Annotated in this window: 25 protein-coding genes and 1 tRNA gene; 16 read left to right on the forward strand and 10 right to left on the reverse strand. The window is 65.9% G+C overall.

Annotated features, from left to right (window positions below; genetic code table 11):
* Positions 1-764: nucleoside hydrolase-like domain-containing protein (locus tag VHL31_RS14295; RefSeq protein ID WP_329661898.1), on the reverse strand; the 764-nt coding region annotated here is incomplete at its 3' end.
* Between the two features lie 652 nt (positions 765-1,416).
* Here VHL31_RS14295 and VHL31_RS14300 point away from each other — a divergent pair.
* The 4 genes from VHL31_RS14300 to VHL31_RS14315 all read left to right on the forward strand — a co-directional run bounded on the left by VHL31_RS14300 (position 1,417) and on the right by VHL31_RS14315 (position 5,947).
* On the forward strand, positions 1,417-2,484 hold the full coding sequence (locus VHL31_RS14300) for an AraC family transcriptional regulator (RefSeq protein WP_329661899.1): 1,068 nt from the start codon (positions 1,417-1,419) through the stop codon (positions 2,482-2,484).
* 196 nt (positions 2,485-2,680) lie between these two features.
* Complete coding sequence (locus VHL31_RS14305) at positions 2,681-3,598, forward strand: formylglycine-generating enzyme family protein (RefSeq protein WP_414653738.1); 918 nt, start codon at positions 2,681-2,683, stop codon at positions 3,596-3,598.
* Between the two features lie 13 nt (positions 3,599-3,611).
* A complete protein-coding gene (locus VHL31_RS14310) occupies positions 3,612-5,087 on the forward strand; it encodes an arylsulfatase (RefSeq protein WP_329661901.1) in 1,476 nt (491 codons plus the stop codon).
* A 68-nt stretch (positions 5,088-5,155) separates the two neighbouring features.
* Positions 5,156-5,947 (forward strand): hypothetical protein, encoded by a 792-nt coding sequence (locus tag VHL31_RS14315; RefSeq protein WP_329661902.1) that lies wholly within the window; start codon positions 5,156-5,158, stop codon positions 5,945-5,947.
* A gap of 188 nt (positions 5,948-6,135) precedes the next feature.
* Here VHL31_RS14315 and VHL31_RS14320 read toward each other — a convergent pair.
* A tRNA-Thr gene (locus VHL31_RS14320) sits at positions 6,136-6,211 on the reverse strand.
* A gap of 352 nt (positions 6,212-6,563) precedes the next feature.
* Between VHL31_RS14320 and dcd the strand changes: the two genes are divergently transcribed.
* The 10 genes from dcd to VHL31_RS14370 all read left to right on the forward strand — a co-directional run bounded on the left by dcd (position 6,564) and on the right by VHL31_RS14370 (position 13,708).
* Entirely contained in the window at positions 6,564-7,130 is a 567-nt protein-coding gene (gene dcd, locus VHL31_RS14325; RefSeq protein ID WP_329661941.1) for a dCTP deaminase, read from the forward strand.
* Positions 7,130-8,395 carry a UDP-N-acetylglucosamine 1-carboxyvinyltransferase gene (gene murA, locus VHL31_RS14330; RefSeq protein WP_329661903.1) on the forward strand — a complete coding sequence of 422 codons (1,266 nt, stop codon included), beginning with the start codon at positions 7,130-7,132 and terminating at the stop codon, positions 8,393-8,395. The genes dcd and murA overlap by 1 nt, the downstream gene beginning before the upstream one ends.
* 14 nt (positions 8,396-8,409) lie before the next feature.
* Positions 8,410-8,859, forward strand: coding sequence for a DUF2948 family protein (locus VHL31_RS14335; protein ID WP_329661904.1), 450 nt, complete (start codon positions 8,410-8,412; stop codon positions 8,857-8,859).
* A 54-nt stretch (positions 8,860-8,913) separates the two neighbouring features.
* Positions 8,914-10,203, forward strand: a complete 1,290-nt coding sequence (hisD, locus tag VHL31_RS14340) for a histidinol dehydrogenase (RefSeq protein ID WP_329661905.1) — start codon at positions 8,914-8,916, stop codon at positions 10,201-10,203.
* Complete coding sequence (locus tag VHL31_RS14345) at positions 10,200-10,685, forward strand: UPF0262 family protein (RefSeq protein WP_329661906.1); 486 nt, start codon at positions 10,200-10,202, stop codon at positions 10,683-10,685. Before hisD ends, VHL31_RS14345 begins: the two co-directional genes overlap by 4 nt.
* A gap of 32 nt (positions 10,686-10,717) precedes the next feature.
* Positions 10,718-11,152, forward strand: coding sequence for a low molecular weight phosphatase family protein (locus VHL31_RS14350; RefSeq protein ID WP_329661907.1), 435 nt, complete (start codon positions 10,718-10,720; stop codon positions 11,150-11,152).
* Positions 11,153-11,335: 183 nt separating this feature from the next.
* Complete coding sequence (gene infA, locus VHL31_RS14355) at positions 11,336-11,554, forward strand: translation initiation factor IF-1 (protein ID WP_027134740.1); 219 nt, start codon at positions 11,336-11,338, stop codon at positions 11,552-11,554.
* Positions 11,554-12,138, forward strand: coding sequence for a Maf family protein (locus VHL31_RS14360; RefSeq protein WP_329661908.1), 585 nt, complete (start codon positions 11,554-11,556; stop codon positions 12,136-12,138). Before infA ends, VHL31_RS14360 begins: the two co-directional genes overlap by 1 nt.
* Complete coding sequence (locus VHL31_RS14365) at positions 12,135-13,508, forward strand: ribonuclease E/G (protein ID WP_329661909.1); 1,374 nt, start codon at positions 12,135-12,137, stop codon at positions 13,506-13,508. Before VHL31_RS14360 ends, VHL31_RS14365 begins: the two co-directional genes overlap by 4 nt.
* Complete coding sequence (locus VHL31_RS14370) at positions 13,505-13,708, forward strand: DNA gyrase inhibitor YacG (RefSeq protein ID WP_329661910.1); 204 nt, start codon at positions 13,505-13,507, stop codon at positions 13,706-13,708. The genes VHL31_RS14365 and VHL31_RS14370 overlap by 4 nt, the downstream gene beginning before the upstream one ends.
* Before the next feature lie 21 nt (positions 13,709-13,729).
* On the opposite strand, the gene VHL31_RS14375 is transcribed toward VHL31_RS14370, so the two are convergent.
* From VHL31_RS14375 to rpsF, 8 genes are all read right to left on the reverse strand, one after another.
* A complete protein-coding gene (locus VHL31_RS14375; protein ID WP_329661911.1) occupies positions 13,730-14,338 on the reverse strand; it encodes a hypothetical protein in 609 nt (202 codons plus the stop codon).
* A 7-nt stretch (positions 14,339-14,345) separates the two neighbouring features.
* Positions 14,346-14,828 (reverse strand): hypothetical protein, encoded by a 483-nt coding sequence (locus VHL31_RS14380; protein WP_329661912.1) that lies wholly within the window; start codon positions 14,826-14,828, stop codon positions 14,346-14,348.
* Between the two features lie 57 nt (positions 14,829-14,885).
* Positions 14,886-15,332: a thioesterase family protein gene (locus tag VHL31_RS14385; protein ID WP_329661913.1), complete on the reverse strand. Its 447-nt coding sequence runs from the start codon at positions 15,330-15,332 to the stop codon at positions 14,886-14,888.
* Positions 15,329-16,708: a leucyl aminopeptidase family protein gene (locus VHL31_RS14390; protein WP_329661914.1), complete on the reverse strand. Its 1,380-nt coding sequence runs from the start codon at positions 16,706-16,708 to the stop codon at positions 15,329-15,331. Before VHL31_RS14390 ends, VHL31_RS14385 begins: the two co-directional genes overlap by 4 nt.
* 4 nt (positions 16,709-16,712) lie before the next feature.
* The gene (gene phaR, locus VHL31_RS14395; protein ID WP_329661915.1) at positions 16,713-17,324 is read right to left on the reverse strand and encodes a polyhydroxyalkanoate synthesis repressor PhaR; all 612 of its coding nucleotides are present in this window, start codon (positions 17,322-17,324) and stop codon (positions 16,713-16,715) included.
* Positions 17,325-17,490: 166 nt separating this feature from the next.
* Positions 17,491-18,051: a 50S ribosomal protein L9 gene (rplI, locus tag VHL31_RS14400; protein WP_329661916.1), complete on the reverse strand. Its 561-nt coding sequence runs from the start codon at positions 18,049-18,051 to the stop codon at positions 17,491-17,493.
* Between the two features lie 11 nt (positions 18,052-18,062).
* Positions 18,063-18,344: a 30S ribosomal protein S18 gene (rpsR, locus tag VHL31_RS14405; RefSeq protein WP_414653737.1), complete on the reverse strand. Its 282-nt coding sequence runs from the start codon at positions 18,342-18,344 to the stop codon at positions 18,063-18,065.
* The gene (rpsF, locus tag VHL31_RS14410) at positions 18,341-18,805 is read right to left on the reverse strand and encodes a 30S ribosomal protein S6 (protein ID WP_329661917.1); all 465 of its coding nucleotides are present in this window, start codon (positions 18,803-18,805) and stop codon (positions 18,341-18,343) included. The genes rpsR and rpsF overlap by 4 nt, the downstream gene beginning before the upstream one ends.
* Before the next feature lie 245 nt (positions 18,806-19,050).
* Here rpsF and fabD point away from each other — a divergent pair, with 245 nt between their 5' ends.
* The gene (gene fabD / locus VHL31_RS14415) at positions 19,051-19,995 is read left to right on the forward strand and encodes an ACP S-malonyltransferase (RefSeq protein WP_329661918.1); all 945 of its coding nucleotides are present in this window, start codon (positions 19,051-19,053) and stop codon (positions 19,993-19,995) included.
* A gap of 11 nt (positions 19,996-20,006) precedes the next feature.
* Positions 20,007-20,741: a 3-oxoacyl-[acyl-carrier-protein] reductase gene (gene fabG / locus VHL31_RS14420; protein ID WP_329661919.1), complete on the forward strand. Its 735-nt coding sequence runs from the start codon at positions 20,007-20,009 to the stop codon at positions 20,739-20,741.
* Positions 20,742-20,770 lie beyond the last annotated feature (29 nt).

Here is a 20,770-nt window from a genome sequence, read left to right on the forward strand (position 1 = left end):
TACTGGCTCCAGGAGATGGTGTAGACGCGCAGCTTCTTCTGGAAGGCCGCATAGGCGCTGGCCGAGCGGGCGCTCTTCACCTTGTAGAGTGCCTGGGCCAGCTCCCGGCTGCCGCCCCAGACCAGCACCCAGACGGGGACCGGCGCGGAGTCGACCATCGCGATGATGTGGTTCGAGCCGGCCGTGTCGTGGCCTGCACCGATTGGCGAGTTGGAGCTCAGGCCTTCCTTCACACGCCCCAGCAGGATCGGCGTGTTGGTGTAGCGGATGTCGTGCTCGAGCAGCCTGGGCAGGTCCTTGGCATAGGCGCTCAGGATCGACTGGACGATGCTGGTCCCGACCGGCTTGCCCGGCCGATAGGTCGGAACGATGCCGCGGATGCTGATGTCGTTGGAGTAGAGCAGGGTGCGGATCAGAGACTGCTCGTCATCCGGGTCCTGGCCGATATCAGTCAGGATGATGACGTGCGGCCGCTCCGATTTCATGGCGACGGTGAACTCCGCCCGACAGCCGCCGGAGACCGTGACGCTGCGGGCCGAGTTGCTCCAGGTGGAGCCTTTCACGCAGGCCGTATTGGACAACTGCTTGGAGAGGACGACGGATCCAGCATCGAAGCCGAACTGGCAGGTTTGCGCGCCATAGTTGGTGCTGGTGCAGGTGAGCGGGAACGTTGGAACCTGCTGCGCTCCGGCAGGTCTGGCCATTGTCGAGCACGCGACGGAGATCGAGGCGGCAAGAAGAAACGCTGCGGTGGCCTTGGTCACGGTCGATGCTTACTCCGAGGGCTTGAGTGACTGCGCCTGCATCCGGAGCGGCAAGCCGCGTGGAGGGCGGACTCCTGAAGCTTCGGGCTGGACAGGCTGATCTGCGCCGTCGCCAGGCTGCGGAACGTTACCGACGGGTCGCCTGAGACGGTTAACGGGCAAAGCATGACGCATGAAGACGTATTCTACGATATACATGCCGTCAAATCGGAAACTTTAAAGAAGAGTCGATAGATCAGGCCGCAGTAGCTTTCGAAAACTTTCCTTGGAGACGGAAAACGTATGTTTTCTCTAGAGACATTCGTCAACGACAGCGAAGTCGCATCCAGCGGCAAGATATCGGTCCGTGCACGCGCAACACGTATGCCAGTACGTCGACGTCCTTGCCGTGATACCCGGACCTGCGGTCGACATTGGCATGGTCGTGCTGCCAGATCGAGCCGAAGCATCCAACGAGGAGGCCCTTGCGAGCCAAGAAGAAGCCGCCTCTCCCCGTTTCAGGACGAGGCTTGCCTGTCGTGGGTTTTGGAGGAAGCATGTCGAACTTGCGCATCTCTTGACGGCTGGCGCAGGGAGCGCTGGTATCGCTTGTGAAGGTGCCGGTCGACCAGGGCAGATGGCCATTTGCCCAGGCCAGTGGAAAGGCCGCCTCATGTGGGATCGCAGCCTGGTTCGCCTCGCGCTGGTGCATATGCTGCCCGGTGCCGCGAACCGGATTGGCGTGCCGCTGGCGCCGCTGCTGACCCGCGCAGGATTGCCCGCCGACGAAACCTTTGCCGGCGACGGCGTCGCTTCCCGGGCCCAGATCTGCGCCTTGCTGCAGGGACTGGCGGAGCGGGCAGGCAACCCGACCATCGGGCTCGACCTCGCGGCGGCGGCCGATCCTGGCCAGCTTGGCCTTGCCGGACATGCGCTGTTTGCTGGCCGCACATTGCGGGAATGCTTGGTCGCCCTCGCCCGGCAGATGCCGGCCCTCCAGGGAGGAGTTGCGCTCAGGCTCGATGCAACGGGTGGTGTCGCTCGCTGGTCCCACCACTTCGCCGACAGCGACGCCGAACATGCCAGGGTACTCAACGAGGGGGTGCTGGGTTTCATGGTAGGTGCCTTCAAGGCAATTGCCGGCGTGGAACCGCAGCAATTGAGCGCCAGCATGCCGCATCGTGCCCGGGCTCCTGCCCGGATCTACGAGGATAAGCTCGGCACGTGCACGACGTTCGGCACCAGCGGCGGGATCACGTTGACGTTCGACGCCAAGTGGCTGGACCGACCGAGCCTCCTGTTCGGCGACACGCGTTTTGGCAATAACCCATGGCCTCGCGACATGTCGGGGTTGGCACCGGGTGTCGCTTGGCTCGACGACGATGCACTCGTCGCCGCACTTTTCCGGATGTTCGAAGGTGCTGCGCTGAGTGGGTCGCTTTACCTGGTCGATACGGCACGCAGCCTCGGCCTCTCGCCGCGCACCCTTCAGCGGCGCCTTGCCGGCCTCGGCACTTCCTTCGAAGCGGAGGTCGATGCCTGGCGGCACCAGCGGGCACGCATCTTCCTCCTCGATGCCAGCATTCCCGTCGCCTCGGTCGGCCGGGCACTCGGCTACCGGCATCCCGCTCATTTCGTACGGGCGTTCCGTCGCTGGGAAGGGCAGACACCGTTGGCCTACAGGACAATGGAGGCTGCCAGCCGGCCTGCCACCGGCCAATCACATGGCATCAAATGGTAATTGAGCGCATTCCGCCAGCGTCGCAAAAATAGAGGCGGACGAACTCGTTCCGATCTTGATCACCGGCGCCCGACTCCGTCGGCAGCCGCGGCGTTCAAACGTTGGGGCGGCCGAATGCGGAACTGCCATGAACGCTTGTGGCGACATCCAGAGGCTCCAGGAGCCGGCTGCGATGCGACCGGCAACCGATGCCGGGATGATCTGGATCCCCGGCGGGGTCTTCCACATGGGGTCGGACGATCATTATCCGGAAGAAGCGCCGATGCATGAGGTCGCAGTCCAGGGCTTCTGGATCGACCGGACACCTGTGACCAACCGCGCCTTCGCACGCTTCGTCGCCGAGACCGGATACGTTACCGCTGCCGAGCAGCTACCCTGCGCCACGAACTATCCGGACGCCGATCCACAGCAACTCGTTCCCGGCTCGCTCGTGTTCGCTTCGCCAGGCGAGGCCGGGGACAACGACGACTGGACGCGCTGCTGGCGCTTCGTCCCCGGTGCCGACTGGCGTCATCCGCAGGGGCCGGACAGCAGCATCGACGGGCTCGCCGACCATCCCGTGGTCCATGTCTCCTACGATGATGCGATGGCCTATGCGCGGTGGCATGGCAAGGCGCTGCCCAGCGAGGCGGAGTGGGAGTACGCAGCGCGCGGTGGCCTGGACCGCACCGAGTTCTCCTGGGGTGCTCTATTGCTTCCGGACGGGATCCATCGCGCCAACCTGTGGCAGGGCCGCTTTCCGGACGAGAACCTCGCGCTGGACGGATATGCCGCCACGTCCCCGGTGACGGCCTTTGCGGCCAACGGGTACGGCCTGTTCGATATGATCGGCAACGTATGGGAGTGGACGGACGACTGGTACCGGCCCGACCATCGCGACCGGATTGTGAAGAATTGCTGTCTGGCCGGCAGTGCCGATGTCGGCGGCGCGGCGACATCCGCCGTTCCATACGGGCTGGGGCCGGTCATTCCCCGCAAGGTATTGAAGGGCGGCTCGCATCTGTGCGCGCCGAACTACTGCCGACGCTACCGCCCAGCCGCACGCCAGCCTCAAACCATCGACACCGCATCGGTGCACATCGGCTTTCGCTGTGTCCAGCGTACCGGGACATAACAGGAATCCTGCCATGAATGCCTCGATTGATCCTCCGTTGGCCGACGCTGCCCGGCCTTCCAGGCGCGACGTGCTCGCCTCCGGGGCCAGCTTCCTGGCTGCGGTCGCCGGGTTGTCGCTCGTTTCTCCCCGCGCCCGCGCGATGGACACGCCCCGCCCCCACATCCTCTACATCATGGCGGACGACCTCGGGTTCGCCGATGTTGGCTTTCATGGATCGGACATCGAGACGCCGAACCTGGACCGCCTCGCCGAAGGCGGTGCCCGCCTCGCCCAGTTCTATGCCCAGCCCATGTGCACGCCCACGCGCGCCGCGCTGATGACGGGCCGCTATCCTCTGCGCTACGGGCTGCAGACCGGTGTCATTCCCTCGGGCGCGAGCTATGGCCTTGCGACCGACGAGTTCCTGTTGCCGCAGGCACTCCAAGGCGCGGGCTATCGAACCGCCCTGATCGGCAAGTGGCACCTGGGTCATGCCGATACCGACTTCTGGCCCCGCCAGCGCGGCTTCGACAGCTTCTATGGCCCACTGGTCGGCGAGATCGACCACTTCAAGCACGAGGCGCACGGCGTTAACGACTGGTACCGCGACAACGAGTTGCTGAAGGAGGAGGGTTACGACACGGAGCTGTTCGGTGCCGAAGCCGTACGGCTGATCCAGGGGCACGATCCGCAGACACCACTGTTCCTCTACCTCGCGTTCACGGCTCCCCACACTCCCTACCAGGCGCCCGTTGCCTATCTGGAGCGATACGCCCACGTCGCAGACCCGTCGCGCCGCGCCTACGCGGCGATGATCACGGCGATGGATGATCAGATCGGCAAGGTGGTGGGCGCGCTTGAGGCGAAGGGTCTGCGCGACGAGACGCTCATCCTGTTCCACAGCGACAACGGCGGCACCCGCGACAGGATGTTCGTCGGTGAGGGTGCGGTCTCGGGCGAACTCCCGGCCAGCAACCTGCCGTACCGCAGTGGCAAGGGAACTCTTTACGAGGGTGGGACCCGGGTGGTGGCGCTGGCCAACTGGCCAGGACACATCGCTCCGGGAACCGCCGATGGCGTGATGCACGTCGTGGACATGATGCCGACCCTGGCGAAGCTCGCCGGAACCAGCCTCGACAAGGCGAAGCCGCTCGATGGTACCGACGTCTGGCCGGCACTGGCCAAACGGGAGCCTGGACGTGACGAGGTCGTCTACAACGTCGAGCCGACGCAGGGTGCCGTGCGCGAGGGCAGGTGGAAGCTCCACTGGCAGGTGGTGCTGCCACCCCGGATCGAGCTGTTCGACCTCGACAAGGACCCCTCGGAGACGACGGACGTCTCGGCCGAGCATCCCGAGAAGGTGGCCGAACTCCAGGAGCGGGTCCTCGCGCTCGCACGCACCATGGCGCCACCGCTGTTCTATTCTGCGGCACTGAAGGCGACCTTGTCCGCATCGCTCTCGACGCCGAGCGCAGCCCTGTACGACATGAGCCGCAAGGACGATTGATGCGGGATCCTCGCAGCCACTGCGCCAGTCGGCCCGGCATGGCCCGCGCGATCCACGATGCGGGTCGCATGGCCGCCATCCTTCTGCCTGCCGTGCTCCTTGGCCTGACGGACACTGTGTGCCTTGCCGCCGATGTCGCTGACACGGCAAGCCCGCGTACGGAGTCCGTGAAGGATGCCGATAGGCCCGTCTTCACTGGCAGCCTCTATCTCTGGGCGGCGGCGTTGGAGGGGACGACGTCGACGTTGTCGTCGCTACCGCCGGCCAAGATCGACCTCAGCTTCGGTGACGTCCTGGAGAACCTCGACGGCGGCATCATGGGAGCAGCAGAAATGCGCGCCGGCCAGTGGAGAGTGCTGGGCGACATGATGTTCACGGAGGTCTCTCCAGGCGGTACCCTCCAGGGCCCCTCCGGCGCCGATGTCGAACTGCGCACGCGAAGCTTCACCCTGCAAGGCGACGTGCTCTACCATTTCTACGGATCGGAAGCCCTAGACCTGGATGCCGGGGCGGGCCTCCGCTTCTGGTATCTTCACAACAAGCTCAGTATCGACTCCGGGTTGGTCCCGGGCGACATCACTTCCAGCGATTCGGAAGCCTGGGCCGACCCCGTTCTCGCTGGCCGGATCCGTGGCCGGCTCGGCGGGTCCTGGGACGTCACGCTCGTCGGCGACATCGGTGGATTTGGCGTGGGCTCGCAACTCACCTGGCAGGTCATTGGCACGCTCGACTACCAGTGCACCGAGAATCTGGCGTTGCGGCTCGGCTATCGCGCTCTGTCGGTGGATTACGAAGACGGTGATGTTCTCTACGACGTCCGCATGCAGGGGCCGATCATCGGCGCGACCTACCGGTTCTGACGCCGACCGCGGACCTGATCAGGCCGCGAGCCACGGCCGGATGCCATATCCTCGCTGAAAATCGGGTCAATGCGGCACCGAACGCCGACAGCCCGGACCAGGCATCCCCCATTCTTTCAGGGACCGGAACGTCTTCCTCGCGAGCGAGAAACCACCGCCCGATGATCGATCACAGTATCGAGGAAGAATGGTGCTGCCGACTGGAATCGAACCAGCGACCTCGTCCTTACCAAGGACGCGCTCTACCGACTGAGCTACGGCAGCCTATGGGCGTGCACGGGCAGGTGGTGCCCCGTCGCGCCGGGCGCTAGATGCCATGGGTATGGCGGGGTTGCAAGAGGGCCGACGATGACCGGGGAGAGGGGCGACCGTGGCGAGGCGGCGCGAGCCGAGCGGGCCAGGCGGGTGGCCGACGTGATGCGCGAGAACCTCCGGAAGCGAAAGGAGCAGGAAAGGGCACGTGAGACGGGCCGGAATGGCCCCGCAGGACGGGAACAGGTTCCCGACGGGGCTCCCGGCCCGGTTGACCGTTAGCACGGGTGCTCTAGAACCGCGGGCCATGCTGGCACATGGCTGCCGCACGCCATCGATCAACGGCAAGCTGGACTGTTCAGATATGGGGATCATGCCCGACCATTGGATCCGGGAGCAGTGCCTGGAGCACGGCATGATCGAGCCGTTCGTCGAGCGGCAGACACGCCAGGCCGGCAAGGAGAAGCTGATCTCCTACGGGCTGTCTTCCTATGGCTACGACGCCAGGCTGGCGCCGGAGTTCCGGATCTTCACGAATGTCGACAACGCGCTTGTCGACCCCAAGGAGTTCTCGGCGCAAAGCTTCGTCGAGCGCGACGGACCCAGCTGCGTGGTGCCGCCGAACAGCTTTGCCCTGGCACGGACGGTGGAGTACTTCCGGATCCCGCGCGACGTGCTGGTGATCTGTCTGGGCAAGAGCACGTACGCCCGTTGCGGGATCATCGTGAACGTCACACCGCTCGAGCCCGAATGGGAAGGCCATGTGACGCTGGAAATCTCCAACACCACGCCGCTGCCTGCGCGAGTCTACGCCGACGAAGGCATTTGCCAGTTCCTGTTCCTCAAGGGCGAGAGCCCGCCCGAGGTCAGCTATCGGGATCGTGCAGGCAAGTATATGGGGCAGCGGGGCGTCACCCTGCCGAAGATGTAATGGACCGGATCATCATTCAGGGCGGGGTACCGCTCCAAGGCAGGATCCAGGTGAGCGGCGCCAAGAATGCGGCCCTGCCGTTGATGGCCGCGACCTTGCTCACGGACCAAGCGATCGAGCTTTCCAACGTGCCCGACGTCGCCGACGTCGCGACCATGCAGCGCCTCCTGCAACGGTTGGGCACGGGCTCGACGATGCAGCCAGGTGCGCCGGGCACCTTGCAACTGCAGACCAGCTCGCTGATGTCCACGACGGCTCCCTACGACCTCGTGCGGAAGATGCGGGCGTCGGTGCTGGTGCTTGGGCCCATGCTGGCAAGGCAGGGCGAGGCGACCGTGTCACTTCCGGGCGGTTGTGCCATCGGAACCAGACCGATCGACCTGCATCTCATGGGCCTGGAGCGCATGGGCGCGGTGATCGAGCTCGAACAGGGTTACGTGAAGGCCACGGCTCCCAAGGGGCTGAAGGGCGCCGAGATCAAGCTGCCGCAGCCATCGGTGGGTGCCACCGAGAACATCCTGATGGCCGCGTCGCTCGCGGATGGCGATACGGTGATCCTGGATGCTGCCCAGGAACCTGAGATCGTCGACCTCGCAGCTCTGCTGACCGCCATGGGGGCCGAGATCGAGGGGGCAGGCACAGGCGTGCTGCGGGTGCGCGGCCGCTCCAGCCTCGGCGGCGCCTCGCACCGCATCATCGCCGACCGGATCGAAGCCGGGACCTACGCGATGGCGGCCGGCATCACCGCTGGTCACCTCCACCTGGAAGGGGTGAAGTCGGAGCACCTAGGTGTTGCGGCCGAGCGGCTGGAAGAGGCCGGCCTTGTGCTGGAAGACGTGGCCGAGGGGCTGTCTGTCAAGGTGGCGGAGGGCGGCCTTAAGGGCGTCGACGTCATGACCCGGCCATTCCCCGGCTTCGCCACCGACCTGCAGGCGCAGTTCATGGCGCTGATGTGCATGGCGAACGGTGCCTCGATGATCACCGAAACGATCTTCGAGAACCGGTTCATGCATGTGCCCGAACTGGCACGCATGGGGGCGCGGATCACCGTGCATGGCGGCTCCGCGCTGGTGCGTGGCCAGAGCCGCCTGACCGGTGCGCCGGTGATGGCGACCGATCTCCGAGCCTCGGTCTCGCTCGTTCTCGCCGGTCTCGCGGCGGAGGGGCCTACAACCGTAAACCGGGTATACCATCTGGATAGAGGCTACGAGCGGCTCGAGGAGAAGCTGCGTGGCGTGGGGGCCCGGATCGAGCGGGCCGGCTGACGGAGGAGATCATCTTGGCGGAAAAACGCGTGCGCTTGCAGGCGACCGATGTGGAAGACCTGGCGGTGATCGCGGCCTTCCTGCAGGACGCCCGTACCTGCGTCGCCGAGATGGCCTTTGACCCGCAGCAGCACCGCTTCATGGCGGCATTCATCCGCTATCGCCGCGAATGCCAGCGCGATCCCCTGAACTGCGATGGCCTGACCGAGTGTTCGTCGGCGCTGGTATTCGACGGCGTCGGCAAGGTCCGCTACCGCGGCATCGACGAGACGGCGCGGCTGGCGGAACTGAACCTGCTCACCATCGCGACGCAGCCCGGGCCGGGTAGTTCCATCTACATCGACCTGATCTTCGCCGGGGAGGGCACCATTCGCCTGGAAGCCCCCGGCACCAAGGCACGCCTCGACGATTTCAGCGAGCCGGTTCCTTGCAAGATCAGTCCCTGCGATCATTTCACAGCGTAGCTGAATCGGGCCCGGCTGCCGCGGGGTCCGGACGGCTCATCCGGAGAGACGGATTTGCGGTTCCTCGACGCGCGCGCGGCCGAATTCGAGCGTGCCTTTTCGGCACTGGTGGATCTTCGTCGCGATGACGAGGCCGATGTCGGTCCGGCGGTGCGCACCATCCTGCAGGACGTCAGGGCGCGCGGTGACGAGGCCCTGGTCGAGCTGACCCGCAGGTTCGACGGCTTCGATCCTGCCATCAAGGGAATCGAGGTCGACCCCGCGGAGATCGCGAGAGCGTGGGACAGCTGCCCTGCGGAGCAGATCCAGGCCCTGGAGGTGGCCGCGGAGCGGATCGAAGCCTTCCACGACCGGCAGAAGCCCCGGCCGATCGACTGGATCGATGAAGCGGGCGTGCGATTGGGCCAGCGCTGGACACCGATCGAGGCAGTCGGACTCTACGTGCCTGGCGGGACCGCGGCCTACCCCTCCTCAGTCCTGATGAACGCGATCCCGGCCCGGGTGGCTGGATGCGACCGGCTGGTGGTGGTGGCGCCGACGCCGGAGGGACGCGCCAACGCCCTCGTGCTGGCAGCCTGCCGGCTGGCGGGGGTGGACGAGGTCTACCGGGTCGGGGGAGCCCAGGCGATCGCAGCGCTGGCCTACGGCACGGCAAGCATCGCCCGGGTCGACAAGATCACGGGACCGGGCAACGCCTATGTTGCCGAAGCCAAGCGGCAGGTGTTCGGCGTGGTCGGGATCGACATGATCGCAGGCCCGAGCGAGGTCGTGGTCGTGGCCGACCGGAGCGCGTCCGCGGTTCTGGTGGCGGCCGACCTGATCGCCCAGGCCGAGCATGACGTGCTGGCCCAGAGCATTCTGATCACCGACGATGCGGAGCTGGCACGGGCGGTGCCAGTCGAACTGGAGCGGCAGCTGGCCACCGCGCCGCGCGCCGCGATCGCGCGGGCAAGCCTTGATCGATTGGGTGCGGTGATCCTGGTGCCGGCGCTGGCGGAAGCAGTTGGACTGGTCGATCGATTGGCGCCCGAGCATCTGGAGTTGATGGTCGAGGAACCGGACAACCTAGCTGCCAGCATCCGGCATGCCGGCGCAATCTTCCTGGGCCATTGGACGCCGGAAGTCGTCGGCGACTATGTGGGCGGGCCAAATCACGTGCTGCCGACCGCCCGTAGCGCCCGTTTCTCGTCCGGCCTGTCGGTCTACGACTTCATGAAGCGAACGACGCTGCTTGGATGCGACGAGGCGTCATTCGGCCAGATCGCGCCGGCCGCACAAATCCTGGCGGAAGCTGAGGGCCTGGACGGCCATGCCAATGCGATCAGGCTGCGGGGTCGCAGGTGACGAGGCGGTCCGGCGGCCCTGACCGGATCGTCGCGATCGAGCTCGACCAAGGGGGCGTCGTTCGCTGGACGCCGGAAGTGCAGCACGAGCGCAGCGTGGCGATCTTCGACCTGCTCGAGGATAACTGCTTCAGGCTGAAGGATGGGTTCGACGGGCCGTACCACGTCTTCCTCTCCCTGCGTGACATGAACCTGGTCTTGCTCGTCAAGCATGCGGAGGCGGAGCACAAGAAGGAACTGATCCTCGCGGTCCGCCCGCTGCGCCGGGTGATCAAGGACTACTTCATCATCTGCGACAGCTATTTCCAGGCGATCCGCGGCGCTCCGCCATCGCGGATCGAGGCCATCGACATGGCACGGCGCGGCCTGCACAACGAAGGGGCGGAACTGCTGCGCGAGGCCTTGGTCGAGAAAGTGGACGTGGACGCTCTGACGGCCCGCCGGCTGTTCACCCTGGTCTGCGTGCTCTCCCTCCGTCGGTGATGGCCGAGCGCGCCGACCTTTCCGATGGAACGATGCCGGGCAGCGTCCTGTTTGCCTGCACCCACAATGCCCTGCGCTCCGCCATGGCCGAAGGGATCCTCAAGTTTCTCTGGGGCCGGAAGATCTACGTCCAGAGCTGCGGAGTGCGGCCGCAGGAACTCGATGCGTTCGCGGTCGCCGTGATGGACGAGATCGGCATCGAGATCGGCAAGCATCGGCCGAGGACCTTCGACGACCTTGAGGACGACTTCTTCGACGTCGTCATCTCGCTCTCGCCCGAAGCGCAGCATCGTGCCGTCGAACTGACCCGCACCATGGATGTGGAGATCGAGTTCTGGCACATGCCTGATCCCTCCATCATCGAGGCCAGCCGGGAGGTGAAAATGGAGGCTTATCGGGCGCTTCGTGACGAGTTGATTGGGCGGATCCGAAAGCGCTTCCCGATCGAACCTGCGCCGGCACACTGAGATAGGCCTGAACCAGGGGCGCCGGCTGGCTGTGGCTCGGCTGCGCTTGACCGGGAAAAGTCTCGGGCGCAGAAGCCTCGCAGCATGGCGGTCCCGAAAAGACTCGCCATATATCCCTATGGATGAACACCAACAGAGGATTGGCCCACGGTCGATGTGTCGTGGACTACCAACGGAGTGTAGATGGCGAAGGAAGATCTGATCGAGTTCGGTGGCGTGATCGCCGAAGTGCTGCCCAATGCGATGTTCCGGGTCAAGCTCGAGAACGATCACGAAGTGCTGGCGCATACCTCCGGTCGGATGCGCAAGAACCGCATCCGCGTGCTCACCGGTGACAAGGTGACCGTGGAGATGACACCCTACGACCTCAGCCGCGGACGCATCACCTACCGCTTCAAGTGATGACGTCTCCGCTGGTCCTGGCATCGGCCTCGCCGCGCCGCCTGGACCTTCTGCGTCGCTGTGGCATCGAGCCGGCGTACGTGATCGAGACCGACGTGGACGAAAGTGTCCTGCCTCGGGAACTGCCGAGAGCCTATGCGCAGCGCGTGGCGCGCGCCAAGGCCGAGGCCGGCGCGGCATCGAACCAGGCGGCAGCGGCCTATGTCCTCGCCGCGGATACGGTCGTAGCTTGCGGTCGTCGCATCCTGCCGAAGGCGCTGGACGAGACGACGGCCGCTGAGTGCCTAGACCTGTTGTCCGGGCGCCGCCACCGGGTCATGACGGCTATCGTCGTTGCCACGCCGGACCGACGCTTCGTCGGTCGGCTGGTCGAGACAGCCGTCCGCTTCAAGCGGCTGTCGCCGCAGGAGCGCAGCACCTACCTGTCGTCAGCCGAGTGGCACGGCAAGGCCGGCGGCTACGCCATCCAGGGCGCTGCCGAAGCGTTCGTGCCGGCGATCCAGGGAAGCTATTCAAACGTAGTCGGCTTGCCCTTGTGCGAAACGCTGGGGCTGCTGCAAGGCCTGGGCTGGAGACCGGCATGACCCATGCCCTCGTGATCGAAGAGACAGGCTTCGGCCTGCGGGCCGCGAGGCTCGAAGACGACCGGCTCGTGGAGATCGTCGACCTGGATCATGACCAGGCACGGGTGACCGACCGGCTGTTCGCGGCCCGCGTCACGCGGGTGGAGCCCAAGATGGGCGCCGCGTTCCTGGACATCGGCCTGGAGCAGAACGCGTTCCTGAACGTCAAGGACGCGCGCCACATGCCGGGCGCCGACCCGCGGATGCCGATCGAACGGATCCTTGCCGAGGGGCAGCGGATCGTCGTCATGGGCCTGCGCGAGGCCGTGGACGAGAAGGGGCCGCGGGTTACCTGCGACATCAGGCTGATCGGCCTGCACCTGGTTCTACGGCCCTCATCCGAGGCCGTGGAGGTCTCCGGCAATCTGGGCAAGCGCCAGCAGTTCGAGCTGAAGGAACGGGCCAGGGAGTTGTTCCCGAAAGGCGGCGTGCTGCTGCGCCGTGGGGCCCAGAACCAGCCCGATGACGTGCTGCTGGCCGAACAGGAGGAACTGCGCCGGCGCTGGCACGGCTACCTGGACTTGGCGAAGAAGAAGTCCGGCCCGCTGGACGCCGACGACACGGTCGAGCGGCTGCTGCGGACCCTGCTGGGCAACCCGGTCGAAGTCATCACCGTGGCCGATCCTGGCCTGGCCGCGCAGATCAGGTCGTTCCGGGACGCTCACATGGCCGGATCGGGACCGCTGGTAGAACTGATCGATGGCGACGCTTTCGAAGCGACCGGGGTCGCCGAGCAGATCGACGCGGCGTTGCAGAGCGAAGTCAGGTTGCCGGATGGCGGGCGTATCTGGATCGAGCGGACCCGGGCGCTTACCGCGATCGACGTCGATGCCGGTGGCCAGGCTTCGTTTAGGGTGAACATCGCGGCGGCGCACGAGATCGCGCGGCAGCTCAGGTTGCGCAACATTGGCGGGATCATCGTCGTCGACTTCGTCGACTTGGTCAGCAAGAACGAGCGCTTCCGGGTGATCGAAACGCTCAAGAGGGCATTGGCGGCCGACCCTGTGCCGGGCCACGTCCATGACGTATCGCCGCAGGGACTTATCGAGATCGGCCGGCCGCGCCGCGGCATCGGCCTGGACGAGTTGATGCTGCGGCCATGCAACCATTGTCTTGGGGAAGGGACGACGCCGTCGCTGCGCTCCAGAGCAGAGGCATTGGTCAGGGCTCTGCGCCGCTCGCCGCGCCTGCCCGAGCAGGTGGCGGTCGCAAGGGATCTCGGCAGGTACCTGCAGGACGGTGCCGGTGCCGCAGCACTGGCTGCAAGCGGGTTCAAGGGACGGCTATCGATGGAGCCGTCGCTCCGGTCCGGTGCGTTCCAGCTGTCATGACGGAACTGCCAACCCTCCAGGGGCGCTGCCCCAACTGTGGCAAGCCGCGCGATCACCGGTTCAGGCCGTTCTGCTCGCGCGCCTGCCGTGACCGTGATTTCCTGGCCTGGGCCAATGACCGCTATGCCATTCCCGCTGTCGAGAACACCGAGGATGACGGCGACCAGTCATTGACCGAGCAGGACGAGCGCGACGACTGAACCTCGATCGCAACGTTCGCCTTAGCGGAGCTTGGCCGGATCGAAGCCGTTGGTCAGCGCCAGCAGCTGCCGGAATCGGCGCTCGTTCATGCTCCAGGCACGCAGCCCGTAGCGCTGGCTGCCGAAGGTCACCAGCCGGATCTTCATGTCCAGGCCGGATCCGGCGAGGTCCCAGTGGCAGACCATGTCACCCATGCCCGGCCGGACCTCCGGTTCCTGGCACCCTGACAGCGGCAGGTCGCCCAGCGAACCGATCGCGAGCCCAGTATTCTCCAGGCTGCGCGTCAGCCGGTCGTCCTGGACCGGAAGATCGGGATCGCGTGCGAGACTGGAGAAAAAGCTGCCCACTCCGCTCAGGTCATAGGTGACCTGCTGCTGCAGCCAGCGCTCGACGTCATCGGTCTCTTCCTCGGGCGGAAGTTGCCGGATGGTGAGGCCGGTGAACGCGCTGAACAGGGAACGTGCCGGCGAAATGGTGGCCGACGGCGGCGTGCTCGACGTGCCCGGGTAGTCCTTGCACGTCAATTCCAGCTCGGGCGGCAGCGAGACAGCGGGACAGATGGCCGCCTTGACCGGCATCGCTCCAACCATCGCGAAGAAGGCAACCAGAAGAAGTCCGCGAAGCGTCATGATCGTCCTATTCAGGGATCATCGGGCCAAGGAGTTGCCGCAGATGAGCCCTGCCGTGCTGTGAGACCCGGAAGCGTCCCCGCGCGACCAGGAATACGCGCTTGGCCACCAGCGACTGTCGAACGCACTGGGAAGGGTTGCCTAGCTTGATGCCCTGTTCGAGCAGGCGCTTGTTGGCCTCGGCTGTGGCGAAGGTATCGTCGGCGGACGCGGCCTGGGCGAAGAAGCCTGCGGCCAGCATCGTGTCGACCTCGGTGGCGGTACCCGGCAGACGCTGGATATAGGAGCCGAACTCGCCCAGGGCGTCCGCATCCTGATCACGGATAGCCACCTCCGCCGGAAGCGAAGCGATCGCCACTGGATCGCCAGCCAGCCGGTCCAGCAACGCCTCGATGCGCTCGGCATAGGCGCGCACGAACTCTTCGCTGCCGGCGACCTCGAATTCGCGCTGGGCGAGATTTACCCTGAGTTTGGCCTGGATCGTGTCCACCCCGATCTCCGCGCGAAAGGAGGGTCCGGTTCGCACGGATCGCCCGTGCAGTAAAGCTCAGTCGACGGCAACCACCAGCGGCAGGAGAGCCGCCCGCAGCAGCTCCGGGATCGGGGTGGGGCGCTGGTCCGCGCGTCCGACGAAGACATGGACGAAGAAGCCGTCGGCCGCCGCCTGTTCGCCGCCACGCCGGAAGATCGCGCATTCCCACCGGACGGAGCTCGTGCCGAGCCGGCTGACGCGTACGCCGACGTCCAGCTCATCCGGAAAGCCCACGGCCTCGTGGTAGCGACAGCCGCTCTCGACCACGAAGTCCATCACCGGCCCGTTCATCGGGTCGAGGCCACCTTCCTCGATCATCAGCAGGTTCACCGCGAGGTCGAACCATTGGTAGTAGAGCGCGTTGTTCGCGTGGCCATACATGTCGTTGTCCGACCAGCGCGTCTGAACGGGGAAGAACCGGCGGTAATCGGCCCGGACCGGCCGTCTTGGCCGCCCGCTCACCGGGGATAGCGCTGCTCGAGTGCCGTATAGAGCGCCTGCAGCCCTGTTGCTTCGCCCCCCTTGGGCCGGCCCGGCCGGCTCTCCTGGTTCCAGGCGAACAGGTCGAGATGGGCATAAGGCTTGGTCTGAGTCACGAACGCCTGGAGGAACAGGGCGGCTGTGATGGCTCCGGCAAACGGGCTCTGGCCGGCATTGTTGAGGTCGGCGATGCTGCTCTCGATCAGCCGCTTGTAGGGTGCGTGCAGCGGCAGGCGCCACATCGGGTCGCCCGCCTCCATGCCACCGCGCAGCAGGCTCTGGGCAAGGTCCTCGTCAGCAGTGAACAGGGCAGGCAGCTCCGGCCCCACCGCCACCCGCGCAGCTCCGGTGAGCGTCGCGGCGTCGATCAGGAGGTCAGGCGTTTCCTCGTCGGCCAGCGCCAGGCCGTCGGCCAGGATCAGCCGGCCTTCCGCATCCGTGTTGCCGATTTCGACGGTAAGGCCCTTGCGTGAGCGCAGCACGTCGCCGGGTCGGAAGGCAGCGCCGGCAATGCTGTTCTCGACCGCCGGCACGATCAGGCGCAGCCGAACCGGCAGGCCCGCATCCATCACGGCATCGGCCAGACCCGTCATGATGGCCGCACCGCCCATGTCCTTCTTCATGAGCAGCATGTTCGACGACGGCTTGATGTCGAGGCCACCCGTGTCGAAGCAGACCCCCTTGCCGACCAGCGTCACCTTGGAGTGAGCGGGGTCGCCCCACTGCACGTCCACGAGACCGGGTGCACGGACCGATGCCCGCCCCACCGCATGGACCAGCGGGAAGCCAGCCGACAGAAGCTCATCGCCGCGGATCATCCGTACGGTCGCGCCATGACGCGCGCCGGTTTCGGCGATGGCCTCCAGCAACTCGGCCGGGCCTAGCTCGTTTGCTGGTAAATTGATGAGGTCTCGCGCCTGCCAGATCGACGTCGCCAGACGGATGCCGCGTGCTGCCGCGGCCGGATCGTCCAGGACAAGGCGAGGCATCGGATCGTCTGGCCGCTTGTACCGGTCGAACCGGTAAGCTGCCATGGCCCAGCCCAGGCTGGCCTTGTCGAGCGGCAACAGACCGGCCGGGTCGTCGAGGAACCAGTCACCCGGCGGCAAGCTCGCCAGAGCCTGGGCGGCATCCGAGGCTTCGGCCGGGCTGGAAACGAGCAGGACAGCTAGTGCAGCCGCTCCGCCCGCATCAGGTACGAGCAGGACGGCGCCGGCCCTGGGCTTGAAGCCACTGGCTTCCGCCCACGTTGCCGCCATGGCGCCGAACCGCGATTTGCCCTGGTCCCAATCGGATGCGGCCATGACGGCAAGCCGGCGCGCGCCGGCACGGTCGTGGGCGAAGCAATGTAGTGTCATGCGATCAGCTGTGCTTCTTGCCGAGCTCTTCAATCTGCCGCTGCATGGCCGCGAGCTGGTTCTTCAGTTCCGTGACATCGTCGCGCACGGTGGCGGCCGGCTCCGCTACGGCAGGCTTCTCCGGCGCGGACGCCGTGGCGGCGAACGGATTGAACATCCTGGCTGCGTTCTGGAACAATGCCATGTTCTGCCGGGTCATCTCGTCGAAGCGGTCGACGGGAAAGAATGGGCCGAACGTCCCTTGCAGGTAGGACCGCATCTGGTCCTGCTGCCGGGTAAAGCTCTCCATGCTCATCTCCAGATAGCCCGGCAGCACCTGCTGCAGGCTGTCATCGTAGTAGCTGATGAGCTGGCGGAGAAAGCCGATCGGCAGGAGGTTCCGGCCCTTGCCGTCTTCTTCGAGAATGATCTGGGTCAGCACCGAGCGGGTGATGTCCTCGCCGCTCTTCGCATCATAGACGAGGAAGTTGTCGCCTTCCCGGACCATGCGGCTGAGTTCGTCGAGCGTCACGTAGCTGGACGTGGCAGTATTGTAGAGGCGACGGTTCGCATACTTCTTGACGATGGCGACCTTGTCGCTGCGCTTGTCTGCCTCTTCAGCCGATCGCGTGCTCATCCAGCACCCTCCGAACAGGTCCCGACCACCAACTCGAAGCAAGAAAGGGTCCCGAGGGGGACCCTTTCCAAGGGATGAACCCTAGCCCGTCTGCACGCAGTTGTGCACACGCGAAGAGCATTTGCAATCCGGTTGCGCAGTGCAGCGGAACCTTCGAGCCCTAGGCTCAGCGGATCGCCATGATCTGCGCTTCCAGATCGTCGTCGTCGTCCGAATCGTCGACCTCGGTGCCGTCATCTTCGGCAGCAGGCGCAGCCCTGCCGGCCTGGATCTCGGCTTCCTCTGCAGAGCGAGCGACGTTCACCGTGATGGTAACCTCGACTTCCGGGTGCAGCGCAACAACCACCGCGTGCAACCCGGACGTCTTGATCGGCTGTTCCAGGCGGATCTGGTGGTAGTCGATCGACACCCCATCGTCAGTCAGAGCCGCAGCAACGTCGCGGGACGTGACGGAGCCGAACAGGTTGCCGGCTTCACCAGCCTGCCGGATCTGGACCACCGAGCGGCCATCGACGGTCGCAGCGAGCTTCTGCGCCTCGGTCTTGAGCTCGAGGTTGCGCGCTTCCAGCTGAACGCGGCGCTTCTCGAAGTCGGCCAGGGCCGCCTTGCTCGCGTTCAGCGCCTTGCCCTGCGGGATCAGGTAGTTGCGGCCGTAGCCGTTGCGAACCTTCACCACCTCGCCCATCTGGCCGAGCTTGTGGATGCGCTCCAGGAGGATCACTTCCATGGATGTTCTCCTCAGCCAGCCACGTAGGGCAGCAGAGCCAGCTCGCGGGCGCGCTTGATCGCCTGGGCGAGGGCGCGCTGCTCCTTGGCGGTCACCGCGGTGATGCGGCGCGGGACGATCTTGCCGCGCTCGCTGATGAAGCGCTGCAGCAGCTTGATGTCCTTGTAGTTGATCGCCGGCGCGTCGGCATGAGCGAACGGGCTCGCCTTCTTGCGCCGGAAGAACGGCCGACGAATGGTGATCGCCGGCGGCTCGGCCGGGCGGCGGCGTTCGCCACCATCATTGTCCATCATGCCACTTCCTCCTCACGACGCTCACGCGGACGCTCGTCACGGTCACGCGGCCGCTCGTCACGGTCGCGTGGACCGCGGTCATCGCGATCGCGGCGGAAGCCACCACCGTCGTCGCGGCGGCCACGTTCCTCGCGGCTGCTCTTGGCGATCATCACCTGCGACGGGTTGGGATCGAGCTCTTCGACCCGCACGGTCAGGTAGCGAAGAACGTCCTCATGGATACGCTCCTGGCGCTCCAGTTCCTCGACCGTCGCTGCCGGCGATTCGAGGTTGAAGTGCAGGTAGTGGCCCTTCCGGTTCTTCTTGATCCGGTAGGTGAGATTGCGCAGTCCCCAGTATTCGACCTTGCTGACCGTGCCACCGTTGTCGGTGATGATCTGCGAGATGCTCTCCGAGAGCGTCTGCGCCTGCTGGGCCGAAAGATCGGGACGCGCAATCAAGGTGTGCTCGTAAAAGGGCATGACGCTCCTTTTGGCCTTCCTCGATATGGACAACGCAAATCCCCGCGCCGACCTCGGCACGGGTTCAGGAATCTGCGCAGCACGCGACCCTCGGGTCCGGGATGCCCGGACCGCGAAGCGGCCGGACCATAGCAGCGATCGCCGCAGGCGCAAGAGCGGATCGCCTGCCGGGCAGCGGAGCCTTGACAACATCCGCAGGGTCGCATCTGCACCCGCTTCAACAGGCAATCCTGACGGAGGAGAACATGTCGGTGGTCGCGGTGTTTCCGGGGCAGGGATCCCAGGCCGTCGGCATGGGCCGCAGCTTGGCGGATGCTTCGTCGGCGGCACGGGTGGTCTTTCAGGAGGTCGACGAAGCGCTAGGTGAGAAGCTCTCGGCGCTGATCTTCGAGGGGCCCATCGAGACGCTCACCCTGACTGCCAATGCGCAGCCCGCTCTCATGGCAACCTCGCTGGCGGCGGTGCGTGCCCTGGAGGAGCGGCTTGGCGCCGCGGTCGACACCAAGGTGAGTTACGTGGCAGGACACTCGCTGGGTGAGTATTCAGCCTTGGCGGCTGCAGGCGCGGTCGGCATCGGAGACGCCGCCAGACTGTTGCGCCTGCGCGGGCAGGCGATGCAGGACGCCGTACCACCGGGTGAAGGTGCCATGGCGGCCATCCTGGGGCTCGATCCCGACAAGGCCGACGAAGTGGCTCGCGAGGCGGGCGCCCATGGGATCTGCGAACTCGCGAACGACAACGCGGATGGTCAGGCCGTTCTTTCCGGCAGCAAGGACGCCGTCGAGCGTGCCATGACGATCGCCAAGGAGAAGGGGGCGAAGCGCGTGCTGCTTCTTCAGGTAAGCGCCCCCTTCCACTGTGCATTGATGGCCCCGGCAGCCGCGAGACTGGCCGAGGCGCTGGCCATCACGACGTTCTCGGCACCATCTGTCCCGCTCATCGCCAACGTCACGGCGGAGCCGGTGACGGACCCGGCCTTGCTGGCGGATCTGCTCGTCCGGCAGGCCACCAGCCGGGTACGCTGGCGGGAAAGCATGGCGACCATGGCCCGCCTGGGCACGCAGACCGTGCTCGAACTAGGGGCGGGCAAGGTGCTGACCGGGCTTGCCAAGCGGGGTGTGCCTGGAGCCGCGATGCTCAATCTGGCCGAGCCCGCCGATCTCGATACCGTCGCTGCCGCCCTGGCCTGAGGAGAATTGTGATGTTCGATCTTTCCGCGCGGCGTGCGCTCGTGACCGGTGCCACGGGTGGCATCGGCGAAGCCATCGCCCGGGCGCTTCATGCTCAAGGCGCGTCTTTGGTGATCACCGGTCGCCGCGGCGATGTCCTGGAAAGGCTGGCCAGCGAGCTTGGATCGACGGTCGTGCCGGTGGTAGCCGACCTGGCCGATCCGTCGGCCGCGGAAGCCTTGATGAAGGCAGCGGAAGCGGACGGGCCGGTGGACATCCTCGTCAACAATGCCGGCATCACTCGCGACATGCTGGCGATGCGCATGAAGGACGATGACTGGGCAGCCGTGATCGAGACCAACCTGTCCGCCGTGTTCCGGCTGTCGCGGGCGGGCCTGAAGGGCATGATGAAGCGGCGGCATGGCCGGATCATCAATATCGGGTCGGTCGTCGGAACGACCGGCAATCCTGGTCAGGCCAATTATGCCGCGGCCAAGGCCGGTCTGGTCGGGATGACCAAGGCGCTGGCGGCGGAACTCGGCAGCCGCGGCGTCACCGTCAACTGCGTGGCCCCCGGCTTCATCGACACGGCGATGACCCAGAAGCTGGATGACAAGCAGAAGGAAGCGCTCATGCCGCGGATTCCGGCGGGACGGCTCGGACAAGGTGCGGATGTCGCAGCAGCGGTTGTCTACTTGGCCAGCGACGAGGCCGGCTATGTCACGGGCCACACGCTGCACGTAAATGGCGGCATGGCGATGATCTGACCGCCTGGTGCTCTTGCCTTCCGGCAGAT

Source organism: Geminicoccus sp. (genome assembly GCF_036263595.1).
GTDB lineage: Bacteria > Pseudomonadota > Alphaproteobacteria > Geminicoccales > Geminicoccaceae > Geminicoccus.

Coding starts and splice junctions, on each gene's coding strand:
- fabG (WP_329661919.1), top strand. CDS start 20,007: ATGTTCGATCTTTCCGCGCGGCGTGCGCTCGTGACCGGTGCCACGGGT.
- VHL31_RS14375 (WP_329661911.1), bottom strand. CDS start 14,338: ATGACGCTTCGCGGACTTCTTCTGGTTGCCTTCTTCGCGATGGTTGGA.
- rpsR (WP_414653737.1), bottom strand. CDS start 18,344: ATGATGGACAATGATGGTGGCGAACGCCGCCGCCCGGCCGAGCCGCCG.
- murA (WP_329661903.1), top strand. CDS start 7,130: ATGGACCGGATCATCATTCAGGGCGGGGTACCGCTCCAAGGCAGGATC.
- VHL31_RS14390 (WP_329661914.1), bottom strand. CDS start 16,708: ATGACACTACATTGCTTCGCCCACGACCGTGCCGGCGCGCGCCGGCTT.
- VHL31_RS14370 (WP_329661910.1), top strand. CDS start 13,505: ATGACGGAACTGCCAACCCTCCAGGGGCGCTGCCCCAACTGTGGCAAG.
- infA (WP_027134740.1), top strand. CDS start 11,336: ATGGCGAAGGAAGATCTGATCGAGTTCGGTGGCGTGATCGCCGAAGTG.
- VHL31_RS14360 (WP_329661908.1), top strand. CDS start 11,554: ATGACGTCTCCGCTGGTCCTGGCATCGGCCTCGCCGCGCCGCCTGGAC.
- VHL31_RS14315 (WP_329661902.1), top strand. CDS start 5,156: ATGGCCGCCATCCTTCTGCCTGCCGTGCTCCTTGGCCTGACGGACACT.
- VHL31_RS14310 (WP_329661901.1), top strand. CDS start 3,612: ATGAATGCCTCGATTGATCCTCCGTTGGCCGACGCTGCCCGGCCTTCC.
- phaR (WP_329661915.1), bottom strand. CDS start 17,324: ATGAGCACGCGATCGGCTGAAGAGGCAGACAAGCGCAGCGACAAGGTC.
- dcd (WP_329661941.1), top strand. CDS start 6,564: ATGGGGATCATGCCCGACCATTGGATCCGGGAGCAGTGCCTGGAGCAC.
- VHL31_RS14300 (WP_329661899.1), top strand. CDS start 1,417: ATGTGGGATCGCAGCCTGGTTCGCCTCGCGCTGGTGCATATGCTGCCC.
- VHL31_RS14365 (WP_329661909.1), top strand. CDS start 12,135: ATGACCCATGCCCTCGTGATCGAAGAGACAGGCTTCGGCCTGCGGGCC.
- rpsF (WP_329661917.1), bottom strand. CDS start 18,805: ATGCCCTTTTACGAGCACACCTTGATTGCGCGTCCCGATCTTTCGGCC.
- VHL31_RS14350 (WP_329661907.1), top strand. CDS start 10,718: ATGCCGGGCAGCGTCCTGTTTGCCTGCACCCACAATGCCCTGCGCTCC.
- rplI (WP_329661916.1), bottom strand. CDS start 18,051: ATGGAAGTGATCCTCCTGGAGCGCATCCACAAGCTCGGCCAGATGGGC.
- fabD (WP_329661918.1), top strand. CDS start 19,051: ATGTCGGTGGTCGCGGTGTTTCCGGGGCAGGGATCCCAGGCCGTCGGC.
- VHL31_RS14305 (WP_414653738.1), top strand. CDS start 2,681: ATGATCTGGATCCCCGGCGGGGTCTTCCACATGGGGTCGGACGATCAT.